The sequence below is a fragment of the Falsiroseomonas sp. CW058 genome (assembly GCF_050563535.1).
Taxonomy (GTDB): domain Bacteria; phylum Pseudomonadota; class Alphaproteobacteria; order Acetobacterales; family Acetobacteraceae; genus Falsiroseomonas.
The window spans coordinates 1-16,074 of sequence record NZ_JBNXUO010000002.1 but is presented as its reverse complement, the minus strand read 5'-3'; the positions used below and the strand labels follow the sequence as shown (position 1 = coordinate 16,074).

The following is a 16,074-nucleotide window of genomic DNA, read 5'->3' as shown; positions in this document are numbered from 1 at the left end:
TGTTTTAAGTGTAAAGTTTCTTCGGGAGACGGAGAGGAACACGGGAATGACGCAGATTCTGAACGGATTCGGCCGCCGCGCCCTGCTCGGCGGCGCCGCGCTCGGCACCGGCGCGCTGGCGATGCCCCCCGTGCTCCGCGCGCAGGGCGCACCGGTGCGGATCGGGCTCGTCGCCGTGCTGACCGGGCCGCAGGCCGCGCTCGGTACCCATCTGCGCGATGGCTTCCAGCTCGGCATGCGCCACCTCGAGAACCGGCTGGGCGGCCGCGCGGCCGAGGTGCTGGTCATCGACGACGAGCTGCGCCCGGACGCCGCCGTGACCAAGGTGCGCGCGGCGCTGGAACGCGACCGCTGCGACTTCATCGTGGGCGTCGTCTTCTCCAACATCCTCGCCGCCATCATCCGCCCGGTGACGGAGACGCAGACCTTCCTCATCTCGACCAATGCCGGCCCGTCGCCGATCGCGGGGCGCGGCTGCAGCCCCTTCTTCTTCGCCACCTCCTACGTCAACGACCAGAACCACGCCGTGCTCGGTGCCGCGGCGAATGATGGGGTGGAGGTCGGCGGGCAGAACCGCGTGATCCGCCGCGCCGTCATCATCACGCCGAACTACCAGGCCGGGCGCGACGCCGCGGCCGGCTTCAAGTCCACCTTCCGCGGCGAGGTGCTGGACGAGATCTACGTCCCCCTCACCACCACCGACTTCTCGGCCGAGCTGGCGCAGATCGCGGCGCGGCGGCCAGAAGGGATCTACACCTTCATGCCCGGCGGGCTCGGCGTGCAGTTCGTCCGGCAATACCGCCAGGCGGGGCTGAACATCCCCGTGCTGTCCGCCTTCACGGTGGACGAGGCGGTGCTGCCCGCGCAGGGCGAATCGGCGCTCGGCCTCTTCACTGGCACGACCTGGACCCCCACCCTTCCGAACGAGCAGAATGCCCGCTTCGTGCGCGACTTCGAGGGGCAGTTCGGCTACGTCCCCGCCAGCTACGCGGCCCATGCCTATGACAGCGCCTTCCTTCTCGACAGCGCGGTGCGGCGCGTGGGGGGCAACCTGGCCGACAAGGCGGCGCTGCGCACGGCCATCCGCGCGGCGGAGTTCCGCAGCGTGCGCGGGCCCTTCCGCTTCGGCGCGAACCACTTCCCCGTGCAGGACTTCTGGCTCGCCCGCGTCGGCCGCCGGCCCGATGGCAAGTCCCAGACCGAGCACCTCCGCAAGGTGTTCGAGAACGCGACCGATCCCTTCGCGGCGGAATGCCGGATGCCGGCCGGCTGAGGCGCCGGCCCCCTGCCCGTCCCGAAGGTCCTGAACGCCCGCCCCCGCATCCGCGGGGGCGGGTGGCGAGGCACGCGCCCATGACCACGCAGCTTCTCCTGATCCAGGCGCTGAACGGCCTCCAGCTCGGCATCCTGCTGTTCCTGATCGCGGCGGGCCTCACGCTGGTCTTCGGCGTGATGGACTTCATCAACCTGGCGCATGGCGTGCAGTACATGCTGGGCGCCTACCTGGCCGCCTTCTTCGCGGCGCAGACGGGCAGCTTCTGGATGGCGCTGGTCCTTGCCCTCCCCGTGGCGCTGGCGGTGGGGCTTGTGCTGGAATTCCTGGTCTTCCGTCACCTCTACGACCGCGACCACCTCCAGCAGGTGCTGGCCACCTTCGGCGTCATCCTGGTGCTGAACCAGGGCGTGAAGTGGCTGTTCGGGGCGGCGCCGCTGCAGGTGCCGATGCCGGGTGCGCTGACCGGCGGCATCCGCCTGATGGAGGGGCTGCTCTACCCCACCTACCGCATCGCCATCATCGCGGGCGGGCTGGCGACGGCCGGCCTTCTGTGGTGGCTGGTGGAGCGGACGAAGGTGGGGATGCTGGTCCGCGCGGGCGCGACCAATGCGCCGATGGTCGCCGCGCTCGGCGTCGACATCCGGCGGCTGTTCATGGTGGTGTTCGGCTTCGGCGCGATGCTGGCGGGCTTCGCCGGGGTGCTGGCGGCGCCGATCCTGTCGGTCGAGCCGGGGATGGGCGACAACCTGCTGATCCTCGCCTTCGTGGTCATCGTCATCGGCGGCATCGGGTCCATCCGCGGCGCCTTCCTGGCGGCGCTGCTGGTCGGGCTGGTGGAGACGCTGGGGCGGTCGCTGGTGCCGGACCTGATGCGGCTGTTCCTCTCGCCGTCGGAAGCGCGGCAGGTCGGCGCGGCCATCGCCTCGATGCTGGTCTACATCGCCATGGCGGCGATCCTGGCCTTCCGCCCCGCGGGGCTGTTCCCGGTGCGGGCGGGCTGATGCGGACGATCCGGGCGGAGCTTCCGGCGCTGCTGCTGCTCGGCGCGCTCGGCGTCGCGCCTTTCGTCGGCTTCGGCGAGGGCTACATGCTGACGCTGCTGGCGCGGACCATGATCCTGGCGATGGCCGCCGTCTCGCTCTCGTTCCTGGTGGGGGGCGCGGGGTTGGTCTCGATGGGCCATGCGGCGATGCTGGGCTTCGGGGCCTATGCGGTGGTGATCCTGGACGATGCGCGGGTGGTGGAGGCGGCGGTGGTGCTGCCCGCGGCGATGGCGGCGGCGGCGGCCTTCGCGCTGGCCACCGGCGCGGTCGCCATCCGCACCAGCGGCGTCCACTTCATCATGATCACGCTGGCCTTCGGGCAGATGGCCTTCTTCACCGCCAGTTCGCTCGCCGGCTATGGCGGGGATGACGGCTACACGCTCTATGCCCGGACGCAGGTGGCGGGCGGGCGGCTGCTGGAGGACCGGCTGGTCTTCCATTTCGTCTGCCTCGGCGCGCTCGCGGCCACCTGGCTGGTCTGCCGCGTGCTGCTGGCGTCCCGCTTCGGCCGCGTGCTGCGCGCGGCGAAGGGCAACCCGCTGCGCGTCCGGGCGCTGGGCTTCAACCCCTATCCTTACCAACTGGCCGCCTATGTCATCGCGGGCGCCATCGGCGGGGCGGCGGGGTTCCTCTTCGCCAATGCGACGGAATTCGTCGCCCCGGCCTACATCTCCTGGCAGAGGTCGGGGGAGTTGCTGTTCATGGTCATCCTCGGCGGGCTCGCGGGGCTGCATGGCGCGGTCGTCGGCGCGCTCGGCTTCGTGCTGCTGGAGGAGTGGCTGAGCCACCGGTGGGAACACTGGCGCATCGTCTTCGGCGTGCTGCTGATCCTGGCCGTGCTCTACCTGCCCGGCGGCCTGTCCGGCCTGCCCGCGCAGGTCGCGAAGGCGCTGCGGCGATGAAGGCGCCGCTGCTGTCCCTGCGGAACCTCCGCAAGCATTTCGGCGGGCTGGCGGTGACGGACGACGTCTCTCTCGATGTCGCGACCGGCGAGATCCATGCGGTGATCGGCCCGAACGGCGCGGGCAAGACGACGCTGATCAACGAGGTCAGCGGCGTGCTGCCGGTGGATGGCGGCAGCATCACCTTCGACGGGCGCGACATCACCCGCCTGCCGCTGCACCGCCGCGCGCGGCTCGGCCTCGCGCGGTCCTTCCAGATCACCTCCGTCATCCCGGCCTTCACCGCGCTCGAGAATGCGGCGCTGGCGGTGCAGGCGGGCGCGGGGTCCTCCTTCCGGTTCTTCCGCCCGGCGGCGTCGGAGGCGCGGCTGAACGGGCCGGCGATGCAGGCGCTCGATGCCGTGGGGCTCGCCGCCCGCGCCGGCGTGCCGGCCGGCGCGATGAGCCATGGGGAGAAGCGGCAGCTGGAACTGGCGATCGCCCTGGCCACGCAGCCCCGCCTGCTGCTGCTCGACGAACCGCTGGCCGGCGCCGGGCCGGAGGAGACGGAGCGGCTGGTCGGCATCCTCCGCGGCCTCGGGTCCCGCTACGCCATCCTGCTGGTCGAGCATGACATGCAGGCGGTCTTCGCGCTGGCCGACCGCATCTCCGTCCTGGTCTATGGCCGCGTCATCGCCACCGGCACGCCCGCCGCCATCCGCGCCAATGCCGAGGTCCGCAGCGCCTATCTCGGCGAGGACGAGGCGGTGCCATGCTGAGGCTGGACCACGTCGCCGCCGGCTATGGCGGCAGCCAGGTGCTGTTCGACCTGTCGCTGGAGGTCGGGCCGGGGGAGGTGGTGACGCTGCTCGGCCGCAACGGCATGGGCAAGACCACGACGGTGCGCGCCATCATGGGCCTGCTGCCCTCGGTCGGCGGGCGGATCTGGGGCGGCGAGGTCCGCATCGACGGCGCCGTCGTCTCCGGCCTGCCGCCGCACCGGGTGGCACAGCGCGGGCTGGGTCTGGTGCCGGAGGGGCGACAGGTCTTCCAGACCCTGACGGTGGAGGAGAACCTGCTGGCCACCGCCGCCCACCGCGGCCCCGGCGCGCCGCGCTGGACGCTGGAGGCGGTCTATGCCGTCTTTCCGCGCCTGCGGGAACGCCGGGCCAATCCGGGGGCGAAGCTGTCGGGCGGGGAGCAGCAGATGGTCGCGATCGGCCGCGCGCTGATGACCAACCCGCGCCTGCTGATCCTGGACGAGGCGACGGAGGGCCTCGCCCCGCTGATCCGGGCGGAGATCTGGTCCGTGCTCGCCGGGCTGAAGGCCGAGGGACAGGCCATCCTGCTGATCGACAAGAACCTGTCGGCCGTGCTGCGCCTGGCGGACCGGCACACGGTGATCGAGAAGGGCCGCACCGTCTGGACCGGCACGAGCGCGGCGCTGGAAGCCGCGCCGGAGATCCGCGACACCCATCTGCACCTGTAAACCCTTTACGATTTTACGCGCCGTCCTGAGAAATGCCTCACAGGTTTCGCCGCGGTGCAGCATCGCCGCCGTTCAACCGCGGCCCCCTTCGTCGCTATTCCTTCTGCAACGCAGGAGGACCCATCCGATGACGCAGACGACCCGCCGCAGCCTGCTCGGTCTCGTGCTTGCCGCGCCCCTCGCCAGCCCGGCGCTGGCCACGCCCTGGCGCCCGGACCGGCCGGTGGAGCTTGTCGTGGGCTTCGCGCCGGGGGGCGGGACGGACATCGTCGCACGGCTCTTCGCCCGGCACCTGGAGACGCGGCTCGGCCAGCCCATCACCGTGGTGAACCGCCCCGGCGCGTCGAGCGAGGTGGCGCTGACCTACGTCTCGCGCGCCAGGCCGGACGGGCAGGTGCTGGGGCTGACCAACATGCCGTCCTTCGTCACCGTCCCGGTGGAGCGCCGGGCGCAGTACACCCTCGACAGCTTCGCCTTTCTCGGCAACATCATGACCGACCCGACCGGGGTGATGGTGCGCGCCGACAGCCCGATCGCGGATGTGCCGGACCTGGTGAACCGCGCGCTTGCGGCGCCGGAGGAGATCGTCGTCTCCACCTCCGGCATCGGCACGGACGACCATCTGATGATGGTGCTGATCTCCGCCCTGACCGGGGCGCGCTTCACGCTGGTCCACTACACCGGCGCGCCGATCCAGCGCGCGGCGCTGCTGGGCGGGCAGGTGCAGGTCAACTGCGTCTCGATCGGGGAGGTGATGCCCGACCCGCGTGGGGTGCGCTTCATGGCCCATGGCGGTGCCGCCACCAGCCGCTTCGCGCCGGAGACGCCGACCTTCCGCAGCCTCGGGCTCGACTTCGAGATGTATTCGGAACGCGGGCTGGTGGTGCCGAAGGGCACGCCGGACCGCATCCTCGGCCGGCTGCGGGACGCGGTGCAGGAAGCGGCGTCCGACCCCGCGACGGTGCAGAGCTTCGCCGCGCAGTTCATCGAGCCGGTGCTGGAGCCGGGGCCGGTCTGGGAGGCGCGGATGCGCTCCACCCAGCAGCAATACGCCGATCTGTGGCGCAGGACGCCCTGGATCAGCTGATCCGGGCAGCGCACGCGGAAAGGGCGGGCAGGCGCCGCATGGCCCCTGCCCGCCCCGATCCATTCCCGCCGCCCGCGCTATTCGGCCGCGGCGGCGCTCTCCTCCTCGCCGGCCAGCATCGCGTTGGCGAGGCCCGCGGCCTGGGCGCGGATGCGCTTCTCGACGCTTTCGGCCATGGCGGCGTTGTCGCGCATGAACTGCTTCGCGTTCTCGCGCCCCTGGCCGATGCGCTGGCTGTCGCAGCTGAACCAGGCGCCCGACTTCTCGACGATGCCGGCCTTCACGCCAAGGTCGATCAGCTCGCCCACCTTCGAGATGCCTTCGCCATACATGATGTCGAAATCCACCTGACGGAACGGCGGCGCCATCTTGTTCTTCACCACCTTCACGCGGGTCTGGTTGCCCGTCGTGGTCTCCCTGTCCTTGATGGAGCCGATGCGGCGGATCTCCATCCGGACCGAGGCGTAGAACTTCAGTGCGTTGCCGCCCGTCGTCGTCTCCGGGTTGCCGAACATGACGCCGATCTTGAGCCGGATCTGGTTCAGGAAGATCAGCAGCGTGTTGGACCGGCTGACGCTGCCCGTCAGCTTCCGCAGCGCCTGCGACATCAGCCGGGCGTGCAGGCCGACATGGCTGTCGCCCATCTCGCCTTCCAGCTCGGCGCGCGGCACCAGGGCGGCGACGCTGTCCACCACCAGCACGTCCACCGCGCCCGACCGCACCAGCGTGTCGCAGATCTCAAGGGCCTGCTCGCCCGCGTCGGGCTGGCTGATCAGCAGGTTGTCCACGTCCACGCCGAGCTTCTTGGCATAGCCGGGGTCGAGCGCGTGCTCGGCATCGATGAAGGCGCAGGTGCCGCCGCGCTTCTGCGCTTCCGCGATGGCATGCAGCGCCAGCGTGGTCTTGCCCGAGCTTTCCGGCCCGTAGATCTCCACGATGCGGCCCTTGGGCAGGCCGCCGATGCCGAGCGCCAGGTCGAGCCCGAGCGAGCCGGTGGACACCACCTCGATCTCGGCATCCGCGGCCTTGTTCCCCATCCGCATGATGGAGCCCTTGCCGAAGGCCCTTTCGATCTGGCTCAGCGCGGCATCCAGCGCCTTCGTCTTGTCCATGGGGCGAACTTCTCCCGCTTCCTGCCGGATATCCGGATCTCAACCATAAGGCGAAACAACTGGCGCAGTCATCGCCAAAGATGAACGCCCCACTCCGGCCCTGCTGCCTGCCGCGCCCCCCCTTTCAGGGGCGCCACAACCGGCGAACCGCTGTCCGGAATATGGTCCAGAACAGCGGTGCCGACAAGAACATTTAGGAAACTTCAGCCTTCCCGGCGGGCAGGATCGCCCGCAATTCCGCGACCAGGTCCGCCAGCCCGTACGGCTTCGGCAGCAGCCGGATCCGCTCCGCCGTCAGGTCCCGTCCCAGCGCGGCTTCGGCATAGCCCGATACCAGCAGCACGGGCAGGTCCGGGTCGCGCAGGCGCAGCGCCTGGGCCAGTTCCAGGCCGTCCGCGCCCGGCATCACCACATCCGACACCAGGGCCAGCGGCCGCGGCGCGCCCCTGTCGAGCAGGTCCAGCGCCTCCTCGGCCGAGCCCGCCGTCAGCACCTCGAATCCGGCGCGGGTCAGGGCGCGTTCCGCCAGCTTCAGCAGCGGCGCCTCGTCCTCCACCAGCAGCACGGGGGCGGTGCAGGTCATGGGCGCCGGGACATGTTCGGGCGATGTCGCGGCGGGGGGCGGGGCGGGCTGCGCGGGCGGGTCCGCCGGGCCGTCATGCCGGGGCAGCCAGATGCGGAAGCGCGTCCCCTCCCCCCGCCGGCTGTCCACCGCGATGAAGCCGCCGGATTGCCGGACGATGCCGTGCACGGTGGACAGGCCGAGCCCGGTGCCGCCGCGTTCCCGCCGGGTGGTGAAGAAGGGCTCGAAGATGCGGGGCAGCAAGTCGGGCGCGATGCCGCCGCCGCTGTCCGCCACCTCCAGCACGGCATAGCGGCCGGGGGGCAGGATCTCCTGCCCGATGGCCTCGGGGCTCAGCACCATCGCGTGCCCCGTCGCGATGCGGAGCGACCCGCCTTCCGGCATCGCGTCGCGCGCGTTCAGCGCCAGGTTCATGATGACCTGGTCCAGCTGCGTGGGGTCGATCCGCACGCGCCGCCCCGGCTCCTCCAGCTCGACAGTCAGGCGCACGCGGCTGCCGAGGAGGCGGCGCAGCAGCCCGCCCATGGCCGCCACCGCCTCGTTCAGCGCCACCACCCGCGGCCGCAGCGCCTGCTGCCGCGCGAAGGCCAGCAGTTGCTTCACCAGCGCAGCGCCCCGCCCGGCGCTTTCCATCACCTGCCGCAGCTCGGCCGAGGCTTCGCCCATCGGGGCGCGCGCCAGCGCCGCTTCCGCGCTGCCGGCGATGGCGGTCAGCAGGTTGTTGAAGTCGTGCGCGATGCCGCCCGCCAGCGCGCCGACCGATTGCAGCCGCGCCGCCGCCGCCCCTTCCGCCGTGTCGCGCGCGGCCGCCACCGGGGTCACGCGGAGGATGCCGCCGACCCCGTCCTCGTGCAGCGGCCGCCGGTCGAGCATGACGCGCGGCGCGCCCGCCGCGGCGAGCGAGGCTTCGACCTGCCGCCCCGCATCCAGCGCCGCCGCCACCCCGTCGCGGATGTCCGCGGCGACGAGCTGCGACATCGGCATGCCTTCCCGCAGCGGCATGGTCGGGCCCGCCACGCGCGCCAGCTCCGCGTTCCACACCAGCATGCGGTCCTCCGCATCCAGCAGCGCGAGCCCGGGCGAGGCGGCTTCCAGCACCCCGCGCAGCAGCGGGTCGATGCGCGGCTCCGGCGGGCGGCCGCGGCCGAGCAGCCATGCTTCGAGGCCACGGCGCTGTTCTGCCATCCGGCGCATCCCCATGCTTGTCGTTTCGCAGATGTGATGTGTGCAGACGGGGCACACAACCCTCGATGGAAGGTTGGACTCACCGCACACGGCCCGGCACCCTCCTCCAGACGAAGGCGATGATCTCCGCGACCGCCTGGTAGTGCTCCGCCGGGATCTCCGCGCCGAGTTCCAGGCGGTGCAGCGCGCGGGCGAGCGGCGGATTCGCCACCAGCGGCACGCCCGCCGCCTCGGCCGCCGCGCGGATGCGCGCGGCCACCGCATCCACGCCCTTCGCGACAAGCTGCGGCGCGGCGTCGCCCCCTTCGTAGGACAGCGCCACCGCGTAGTGCGTCGGGTTGGTGATGACGACCGCGGCCTTCGGCACCGCCGCCAGCATCCGCCGCCGCCCGCGGCTTTCGCGGATCTGCCGGCGGCGGGCGCGCAGCATCGGGTCGCCTTCCGATTCGCGCGCCTCCTCCTTCAGCTCCTGCCGGCTCATCCGCAGCATGCGGAGATGGCGGAACCGCACCCACAGCAGGTCCAGCAGCGCCACCGCCGCGAAGGCCACCAGCGCCGCCAGCATGAGCCGGAGCGCGATCCACCCCGCGCCGCCCAGCATCGCCGCCGCCGGCTGGTGCAGCGCCGCCTGCAACGCCGCGACATCGCCCATCGCGTGCCACAGCGCCGCGCCGACGAGGCCGAGCTTGACGAGGCTGCGGAGGAACTCCGCCAGCCCCTCCACGCCGAAGATCCGCCCGAGCGCCGCCATGGGGCTGATCTTCGCCAGGGTCGGCGCCAACGGCTTCGCGGATACCAGGCCGCCCGTCTGCACCAGCGTCGCCGCGACCGCCCCCGCCGCCGCGGCGCCGGCCACCGGCAGAACCAGCAGCGCCGCCAGCCACAGCAGGTGCAGCGCGGCGTCGCCCATGGCCAGCGCATGCGACCCTTCCAGCACGCCCCGCATCGCCCGCATCAGGTCCCGCCCGAGCAGCGGAAGCACCAGGAAGGCGGCCAGCGTCGCGCCGCCCAGCGCCGCCCATCCCACCACCTCGCGCGAGAGGGCGACCTGCCCCTCGGCGCGCGCGCGTTCGATCCGCCGCGGCGTCGCGGCTTCCGAACGCTCGGCGGCGCCGCCTTCCTCCTCTCCCGCCACGGCTCAGCGCAGCCCCGGAAGGTTGGACAGCGTATCGCGCAGCGCGGCCTCGAAGGCGAGGATCATGGGCGGCGCGAGCAGGCCGAGCAGCGCGAGCCCGGCCAGGATCTGCCCCGGCACCGCCACGAAGAAGGTCTGCACCTGCGGCGCGAGCCGCGCGAGCAGGCCGAGCGCGACGTTCAGCGCCACCGCCCCCACCACGAAGGGCGCAGCGAGCCGCAGCGCCAGCGCGACGCTGTCCGCCCCGGCCCGCGCAACGGCCGCGGCCGCCGCGCCTGCCGGGAAGGGGTCGCCCGCCGGCAGCACTGCATAGCTTTCCACCATCGCGCGCAGCGCCACCCCGTGCAGCCCGGTGGCGAGCACGAGCACGGCCGCCAGCAGCGCGAAGGCGCGCGACAGAGCCGTGCCGCCCTGCCCCAGGGCCGGGTCCGCCACCAGCAGCGAGGCGAGGCCGACCAGCACCGCGACCAGCTGCCCCGCCATGGCGAAGGCCAGCATCGCCACCCGCGCCAGGCCGCCGAGCCAGAGGCCCACCACGACCTCCCCCACCACCATCTGCAGCGCCGCCGCCGTATCGTCAGGTGCCGCCGGCAGGACGGGCGCGACAGCGGGGAACAGCAGCGCAACCAGCGCCAGCCCGAGGCCGAGTCGCAAAGGCGCGGGCAGCTCCGCCTCCCCCAGCCCCGGCAGCAGCATCACCGCGGCCCCCAGCCGCGCGAAGACCAGCATCGCCTGGAAGGCGAGGCCTGGCAGCGCGTCCAGCAGCGCCTGGTCGGCCGCGGTCACCGCGAAGGCCGGCGGGGGCGGGCGCACGCCCTCATGGCGCGCCGCCGATGGCGACCATCCGGTCGAACAGCGTCTCCGTCCAGCCGCGCATCACCGCGACGGTAAAGGGGCCGAGCAGCAGCATGAGCGCGCCGCCGACGACGAGTTTCGGCAGGAAGGCGAGCGTCGCCTCCTGAATCTGCGTCAGGGCCTGCAGCAGCGACACGGCGAGCCCGATGGCGAGCACCGCGAGAAGCGGCGGGCCCATCACCTGGAGCGACACCCACAACGTCTCGCGCAGCGCCTGCGCGAGGGCTTCCTCGGCCATCCTGGCCCCTCCCCGCCGGCGGCGCGACGCGCCCTTCAGACCGGCATCCGCATCACGTCCTGATAGGCGGCCACCACGCGGTCCCGCACCGCCACGGTGGTCTGCAGGGCCAGCTCCGCGCGGCTGATCGCCAGCACCGCCTCCGTCACGCCGCCCTGGCCGAGCATGGCGGCGGTGGAGGCCGCCTCCGCGCTGCGGCCGATCTGCACGCCCTGCTCCATCGCGCGCTGGACCAGGCCGCCGAAGCCGCCCTCCGCCTGCGCACCGCCGGCGGATGCGGCGCGATAGGCCGCCGCGGCGGCCGCCGCGACGCCGCCGAGCGCGGTCACCGCAGCGCCTCGATCGCGCGGGTCAGCATCCCGCGCGTGGTCTCCAGCACGGAGAGGTTGGCGCTGTAGCCGCGCTGCGCCTCGCGCATGTCCATCACCTCGACCAGGCTGTCCACATTGGGCGTCTTGACGTAGCCGCGCGCATCGGCGGCCGGGTGGCCGGGGTCGTAGCGGGTCGGGAACTCGCCCGCCTGCGTGCCGATGCGGGAGACGCCGACCGTCTCCACCCCCATCGCCCGGTCCAGCCGGTTCGCGAAGGCGACCGTGCGGCGGCGATAGGGATCGGCGCCCGGCGCTTCCCCCGTGCTGTCGCGGTTGGCCAGGTTCTCGGCCACCACCCGCAGCCGCGTCGACTGCGCCGCCATGCCGGCGGCGGAAATCCGCAAGGCGCGATCAAGGTCCATGCCAGCCATCCCCGTCCATGCCCGCCGCCTCAGCGGCCGAGCGTCATGCGGAACATCCCGCTGAAGCTGCGATGCACCGCCATCGCCAACGCATGCGCCGTGTCCGTCTCCGCCACCCGCATCGCCTCGCGGTCGAGCGAGACGGCGTTGCCGTTCGGCGCCGCTTCCGGCACGCGCCGCTCCTCCCGCGCGCCAGCGGCGGCGCCCGGCCGGCCGGCCAGGTGCGCGGCATGGCTGCGCGCCAGCGCGGCCTGCTGCACCTGGTCGAGCCGCGCGCGGAAGGGCGACAGGTCGCGCGGGCGGTATCCGGGCGTGTCGGCATTGGCGATGTTCTGCGCCAGCACCGCCTGCCGCCGGTCGAGCCAGCCGAGACGGCGTTCGGCCAGCGCCAGCATCCGGTCCCCGCTGCGGGCCTCGCCTCCTCCTCGCCATGCCGGTGCGGTCGCGTCCATGCGCCGACCATGCAGCACCGCAGATGAAGGAAGCGTTGAGGCCGGGCGCGTGAAGGAAGCCTTCATCGGTGCCGGACTATCCAGGCCGCATGCGCGAACCCTCCGCCGGATCCGGGACTCCCCGGCCCGAAGCCGACCCCGCCCAGGCGGTCCATGCCCGGGCCGTCCGCGCCGCGATCGAATCGCTCGACGGCACCGTCGCGATCGCGCGCGCGCTGGTGGAAGGCGGGAGGCGGGTCGACCTTGCGGGGCTCGACCGCGACGCGACCGCGCTCTGCGCCGCGGTGATGGCGCTGGAACCCGACAGCGCGCGGGACCTGCGCCCCGCCCTCGAGGCGCTGCTGCGTCAGGTCGACGCGCTGATCGCCGAGATGGCGCGTCGCTGACCGCCGCTCCCCCTTCCCGTCGCTCCAGGATGGAGTCGCCATGCCCGATGCCCTTTCTCCCGCCACGCTGCTGACCGCGGCGGCCGCGCTGGCCGCCGTGGTCGGCGCGCTGGTCCTGCTGCTGCGCGGCCTTCGCGCGGCGGCGTCCCGCCGCGGCGCGGGCCGCTGCCTCGCGGTGGAGGAAGCGGTGGCGCTCGATTCGCGGCGGCGCCTGGTGCTGGCGCGCTGCGACGGGCGCCGGCTGCTGCTGCTCACCGGCGGGGCGCAGGACGTGGTGGTGGGCTGGGTGGACGGGCGCGGGGCATGATGCGCGCCGCCCTCCTTCTCCTCCTCCTGCTTCCGGTGCCGGCACTGGGGCAGAGCGTGAGCATCGACCTCGGCGCGGGCGGGGGCGCCGGCACCACGGCGCGGCTGATCCAGCTGACGGCGCTGATCGGCCTCGTCTCCCTCGCGCCGTCGCTGCTGGTGATGGCGACCGCCTTCGCGCGCATCGTCGTCGTGCTCGCGCTGCTGCGCAGCGCGCTCGGCGCGCCCGCCATCCCGCCGAACCCGGTGCTGATCGGGCTGGCGCTGTTCCTGACGCTGTTCGTCATGGAACCCGCGCTCGTCGCCTCGTGGGAGGCCGGCATCCGGCCGATGGCCGAGGGCCGCATCGGCGAGGTCGAGGGCCTGCGCGCCGCGGCCGAGCCCTTCCGGCGCTTCATGGCCGCGCAGGTGCGCGACGCCGACCTCGCGCTGTTCCTCGACCTTGCCGGCCTGCCGCAGGCGGCGGCGGAGCAGGCGCCCTGGCGGGCGCTGACGCCCGCCTTCATGGTGGGTGAGCTGCGCCGCGCCTTCGAGATCGGGTTCCTGGTCTTCCTCCCCTTCCTGGTGATCGACCTGGTTGCGGCAAGCGTGCTGATGTCGCTCGGCATGATGATGCTGCCGCCGACGGTGGTGGCCCTGCCCTTCAAGCTGGCCTTCTTCGTGATGGTGGATGGATGGCGGCTGGTGGCGGGCAGCCTCGTGCAGGGATTCGCCCCCTAGACCGGCCCTCGACCGCGACGGGGAAGCCAGGGCGGGGAGAACCGTGCCATGCTGCGTGCGGCAATCTCCGGGAGGGACGGCGCATGATCTTCAGCACCACCAGCGGCATCGAAGGCCGCGAGGTCGACCGCTATCTCGGCATCGTGTTCGGCGATGCCGTGCTCGGCGTGAACGTGTTCAAGGACTTCCTGGGCGGGCTGCGCGACATCGTCGGCGGCCGGTCCGGCACCTATGAGAGGGAACTGGCCACGGCGCGGGACACGGCGATGGCGGCGCTGACCGAACAGGCGCGCGCCGTCGGTGCCGATGCCGTGATCGGCATCGACATCGACTACGAGGTGCTGGGCAGCAACAACGGGATGCTGATGGTCAGCGCCTCCGGCACCGCCGTCGCGCTGAAGGGCGCCGCGCCGCAGGCCGCCTCCGGCCCCTGGGGTGCGCCGCGCGGCTGAAGGTCAGCCGCGGGGCAGGTGCATGGAGATGTAGGGCGGCAGCTCGAAGGCGGCGTGGTGGACCTCCGGCGTCCAGTAGCGCGTCGTCTCCAGCACGCCGGCGACATCGGCGCGGCGGCGGATCTCCTCCACCGGCACCCGGCGGCAGTCCGCATCCTTCGCGGCCCAGCCGAGCGTCATGAAGCCGCCGACATAGGTCGGCACCGCGGCGACATAGGCGAAGACGTCCGGGAAGGCCTTCGCGCGGCGCTGAGAGGTCTCGCGCAGTTCATCCGCCTGCATGAAGGGCACGCCGCACTGGTTCACCACCAGGCCGCGATCGGTCAGCAGCCGCGCGCAGTTGGCGTAGAACTCGTCGGTGAACAGCACCTCGCCCACGCCGATCGGGTCCGTGCTGTCCACGATCACCACGTCGTAGCTGCCGGGTTCGGCCTGGCGGACATGGTCGATGCCGTCGCCGACGATCACCCGCGCCCGCGGGTCGGTCCAGGCATCGCCGCCGATTCCGGGCAGGTGTTCCTTCGCAAGGCGGATCACCTCGCCGTCGATCTCCACCATCGTCGCGTGCTCCACCGTGCGGTGCTGCAGCACGCGCTTCAGCACGCCGCCGTCCCCCGCCCCGATGATCAGCACGCGCCGCGCCGCGCCATGCGCCAGCAGCGGCACATGGGCCAGCATCTCCTGGTAGACGAACTCGTCCGCCTCGGTGATCTGCACGACGCCGTCGAGCATCATGACGCGGCCATGGCCGTGGCTTTCGAACACCAGGATGTCCTGGAACTCCGACTTCACGCGCGCGAGCTCCCGCTTCACCAGGAAGCGCTGCCCCCATTCGGCGTAGAGCGTCTCGTTCACCCAGTCCCCGCTGGTCATCCCTGGTCCCCCGCATGCGAAACGGGCGGGCCTTGCGGCCCGCCCGTGATGGTCACCCGGCCGCGCGGCCGTGCGTCAGCCGATCAGGCCGCGCTTGTGCTCGGCCAGCTGCACGCGCTCCGGCAGGAAGCCCTTCTTCAGCGCCGCGAGCGCCTTGTAGGGATCGCAGTCGCCGCAGACGAAGATGTCGAGCGCGGCGTAGTCCCGCTCCGGCCAGGTGTGGATGGAGACGTGGCTTTCCGCCAGCACCAGCACGCCGCTCACGCCGCCATTGGGCGAGAAGTGGTGGAAATGGCCGTGCAGGATCGTCGCCCCCGTCGCCAGCGCGCCTTCGCGCAGCACCGCGTCGATGTGGTCGGGGTCGTCGAGGTTGGTGGCGCCCCACAGGTCGATGATGAGATGCGTGCCGGCATAGCGGATGCCGTTGCGGTGGATGAAGTAGTCCTTCGTCTCCGCCGAGCGGATCTCATCGGTCTGGGCGTCGCTCGGCAGATCCGAGACCATCCCCAGTTGGACGAGAGCTTCCATAGCCTGGGCTCCTTCCAGCCAGCAGATGACCTTGGTGGCCGCCAGATCGCGGCACCTCGTGGGGTCAACGGCGCGCGCATATGGGGCAAGGGGGGCTGGGGCGCAAGCGCAAATCGCCCCCTTGGGCCGCAAAAATCGCTTGTGCCCCCCGCAAGGGACGCGACGCTTCGCCTGCCGCCCCCCGGGGGCGGCCGGTGACTTATCTTGCGACCGGGGCCGGTTCCCGCAAGCCGTCCAGTCTGGAAGGCAGCACGCGCGCGAACTCAAGCTCCTGCCGCAGCCTCGGCAGGTCCGCGACGCCGTCGAGTCGGCCTGCGGTGAGCAGCGCGAAGACATCGCCCATGGCGCCGCCGGCCATCCGCGGCGACTCCGCCTGCCGCAACGCGGCCAGCGCCCCGTCCTCCCCCGCCAGCGCCAGCAGCGCGGCATGGCGCCCGACCAGGCGCTGCTGTGCCTCGTCCAGCGCGGCCGGCCGCGCCGGCAGCGCGACGGCGAGATGCGCGCCGAGCACGGCCGCGGCCCCCGCCCAGTCCCGTTGCGCGGCCAGGAACTCGGCGAATTCCGGTGCGACCTCCGCGCCCGCGTCGCGATAGCGCAGCGCCGCCTCGGCCACCGAGCCCCCCCGGGCCAGCGCCCGCGCCTCGGTCAGCGCGCGTTCCTCCGCCAGCGCCGGTGGCAGCCCCGGCGCCGCGGTGTCCGCCAGCGCCGCCCGCGCGCCGGCCGGGTCGCTCGCGCCGAGC

General features: G+C 72.7%; 21 protein-coding genes. 10 read left to right on the top strand and 11 right to left on the bottom strand.

Annotation, left to right across the window (positions count from 1 at the left end):
- Positions 1-46 precede the first annotated feature (46 nt).
- From ACK8OX_RS01850 to ACK8OX_RS01825, 6 genes are all read left to right on the top strand, one after another.
- Positions 47-1,273 (top strand): ABC transporter substrate-binding protein, encoded by a 1,227-nt coding sequence (locus tag ACK8OX_RS01850; protein ID WP_430662214.1) that lies wholly within the window; start codon positions 47-49, stop codon positions 1,271-1,273.
- Between the two features lie 80 nt (positions 1,274-1,353).
- On the top strand, positions 1,354-2,277 hold the full coding sequence (locus ACK8OX_RS01845) for a branched-chain amino acid ABC transporter permease (protein ID WP_430662213.1): 924 nt from the start codon (positions 1,354-1,356) through the stop codon (positions 2,275-2,277).
- Positions 2,277-3,221, top strand: coding sequence for a branched-chain amino acid ABC transporter permease (locus ACK8OX_RS01840; RefSeq protein ID WP_430662212.1), 945 nt, complete (start codon positions 2,277-2,279; stop codon positions 3,219-3,221). The genes ACK8OX_RS01845 and ACK8OX_RS01840 overlap by 1 nt, the downstream gene beginning before the upstream one ends.
- Positions 3,218-3,979 carry an ABC transporter ATP-binding protein gene (locus ACK8OX_RS01835; protein WP_430662211.1) on the top strand — a complete coding sequence of 254 codons (762 nt, stop codon included), beginning with the start codon at positions 3,218-3,220 and terminating at the stop codon, positions 3,977-3,979. The genes ACK8OX_RS01840 and ACK8OX_RS01835 overlap by 4 nt, the downstream gene beginning before the upstream one ends.
- Complete coding sequence (locus ACK8OX_RS01830) at positions 3,973-4,689, top strand: ABC transporter ATP-binding protein (RefSeq protein WP_430662210.1); 717 nt, start codon at positions 3,973-3,975, stop codon at positions 4,687-4,689. Before ACK8OX_RS01835 ends, ACK8OX_RS01830 begins: the two co-directional genes overlap by 7 nt.
- A 127-nt stretch (positions 4,690-4,816) precedes the next feature.
- Complete coding sequence (locus tag ACK8OX_RS01825) at positions 4,817-5,776, top strand: tripartite tricarboxylate transporter substrate binding protein (RefSeq protein ID WP_430662209.1); 960 nt, start codon at positions 4,817-4,819, stop codon at positions 5,774-5,776.
- A 77-nt stretch (positions 5,777-5,853) separates the two neighbouring features.
- Here ACK8OX_RS01825 and recA read toward each other — a convergent pair whose 3' ends face one another.
- The 8 genes from recA to flgB form a co-directional block, all read right to left on the bottom strand.
- Positions 5,854-6,888, bottom strand: a complete 1,035-nt coding sequence (gene recA, locus ACK8OX_RS01820; RefSeq protein ID WP_430662208.1) for a recombinase RecA — start codon at positions 6,886-6,888, stop codon at positions 5,854-5,856.
- A 193-nt stretch (positions 6,889-7,081) separates the two neighbouring features.
- A complete protein-coding gene (locus tag ACK8OX_RS01815; protein WP_430662207.1) occupies positions 7,082-8,656 on the bottom strand; it encodes an ATP-binding protein in 1,575 nt (524 codons plus the stop codon).
- 79 nt (positions 8,657-8,735) lie between these two features.
- Positions 8,736-9,791: an EscU/YscU/HrcU family type III secretion system export apparatus switch protein gene (locus tag ACK8OX_RS01810; RefSeq protein ID WP_430662206.1), complete on the bottom strand. Its 1,056-nt coding sequence runs from the start codon at positions 9,789-9,791 to the stop codon at positions 8,736-8,738.
- A 3-nt stretch (positions 9,792-9,794) separates the two neighbouring features.
- A complete protein-coding gene (locus ACK8OX_RS01805) occupies positions 9,795-10,604 on the bottom strand; it encodes a flagellar biosynthetic protein FliR (RefSeq protein ID WP_430662205.1) in 810 nt (269 codons plus the stop codon).
- Positions 10,605-10,608: 4 nt separating this feature from the next.
- Entirely contained in the window at positions 10,609-10,884 is a 276-nt protein-coding gene (locus ACK8OX_RS01800; RefSeq protein ID WP_430662204.1) for a flagellar biosynthetic protein FliQ, read from the bottom strand.
- Between the two features lie 35 nt (positions 10,885-10,919).
- The gene (locus tag ACK8OX_RS01795; protein ID WP_430662203.1) at positions 10,920-11,213 is read right to left on the bottom strand and encodes a flagellar hook-basal body complex protein FliE; all 294 of its coding nucleotides are present in this window, start codon (positions 11,211-11,213) and stop codon (positions 10,920-10,922) included.
- Positions 11,210-11,617 (bottom strand): flagellar basal body rod protein FlgC, encoded by a 408-nt coding sequence (gene flgC / locus ACK8OX_RS01790; RefSeq protein ID WP_430662202.1) that lies wholly within the window; start codon positions 11,615-11,617, stop codon positions 11,210-11,212. The genes ACK8OX_RS01795 and flgC overlap by 4 nt, the downstream gene beginning before the upstream one ends.
- A gap of 29 nt (positions 11,618-11,646) precedes the next feature.
- Complete coding sequence (gene flgB / locus ACK8OX_RS01785; RefSeq protein ID WP_430662201.1) at positions 11,647-12,069, bottom strand: flagellar basal body rod protein FlgB; 423 nt, start codon at positions 12,067-12,069, stop codon at positions 11,647-11,649.
- A gap of 89 nt (positions 12,070-12,158) precedes the next feature.
- On the opposite strand from flgB, the gene ACK8OX_RS01780 reads away from it, so the two are divergent.
- The 4 genes from ACK8OX_RS01780 (at position 12,159) to ACK8OX_RS01765 (ending at position 13,933) form a co-directional block, all read left to right on the top strand.
- Positions 12,159-12,455 (top strand): hypothetical protein, encoded by a 297-nt coding sequence (locus ACK8OX_RS01780; protein WP_430662200.1) that lies wholly within the window; start codon positions 12,159-12,161, stop codon positions 12,453-12,455.
- 40 nt (positions 12,456-12,495) lie between these two features.
- Positions 12,496-12,762, top strand: a complete 267-nt coding sequence (locus ACK8OX_RS01775) for a flagellar biosynthetic protein FliO (RefSeq protein ID WP_430662199.1) — start codon at positions 12,496-12,498, stop codon at positions 12,760-12,762.
- Positions 12,759-13,481, top strand: a complete 723-nt coding sequence (gene fliP / locus ACK8OX_RS01770) for a flagellar type III secretion system pore protein FliP (RefSeq protein WP_430662198.1) — start codon at positions 12,759-12,761, stop codon at positions 13,479-13,481. The genes ACK8OX_RS01775 and fliP overlap by 4 nt, the downstream gene beginning before the upstream one ends.
- Positions 13,482-13,564: 83 nt before the next feature.
- Positions 13,565-13,933, top strand: coding sequence for a heavy metal-binding domain-containing protein (locus ACK8OX_RS01765; protein WP_430662197.1), 369 nt, complete (start codon positions 13,565-13,567; stop codon positions 13,931-13,933).
- Between the two features lie 3 nt (positions 13,934-13,936).
- On the opposite strand, the gene speE is transcribed toward ACK8OX_RS01765, so the two are convergent.
- The 3 genes from speE to ACK8OX_RS01750 form a co-directional block, all read right to left on the bottom strand.
- A complete protein-coding gene (gene speE / locus ACK8OX_RS01760; RefSeq protein WP_430662196.1) occupies positions 13,937-14,806 on the bottom strand; it encodes a polyamine aminopropyltransferase in 870 nt (289 codons plus the stop codon).
- Positions 14,807-14,881: 75 nt separating this feature from the next.
- Entirely contained in the window at positions 14,882-15,334 is a 453-nt protein-coding gene (gene speD / locus ACK8OX_RS01755; protein WP_430662195.1) for an adenosylmethionine decarboxylase, read from the bottom strand.
- A gap of 199 nt (positions 15,335-15,533) precedes the next feature.
- Positions 15,534-16,074, bottom strand: a 541-nt coding sequence (locus tag ACK8OX_RS01750) for a hypothetical protein (protein ID WP_430662194.1), incomplete at its 5' end; no start/stop codon positions are given.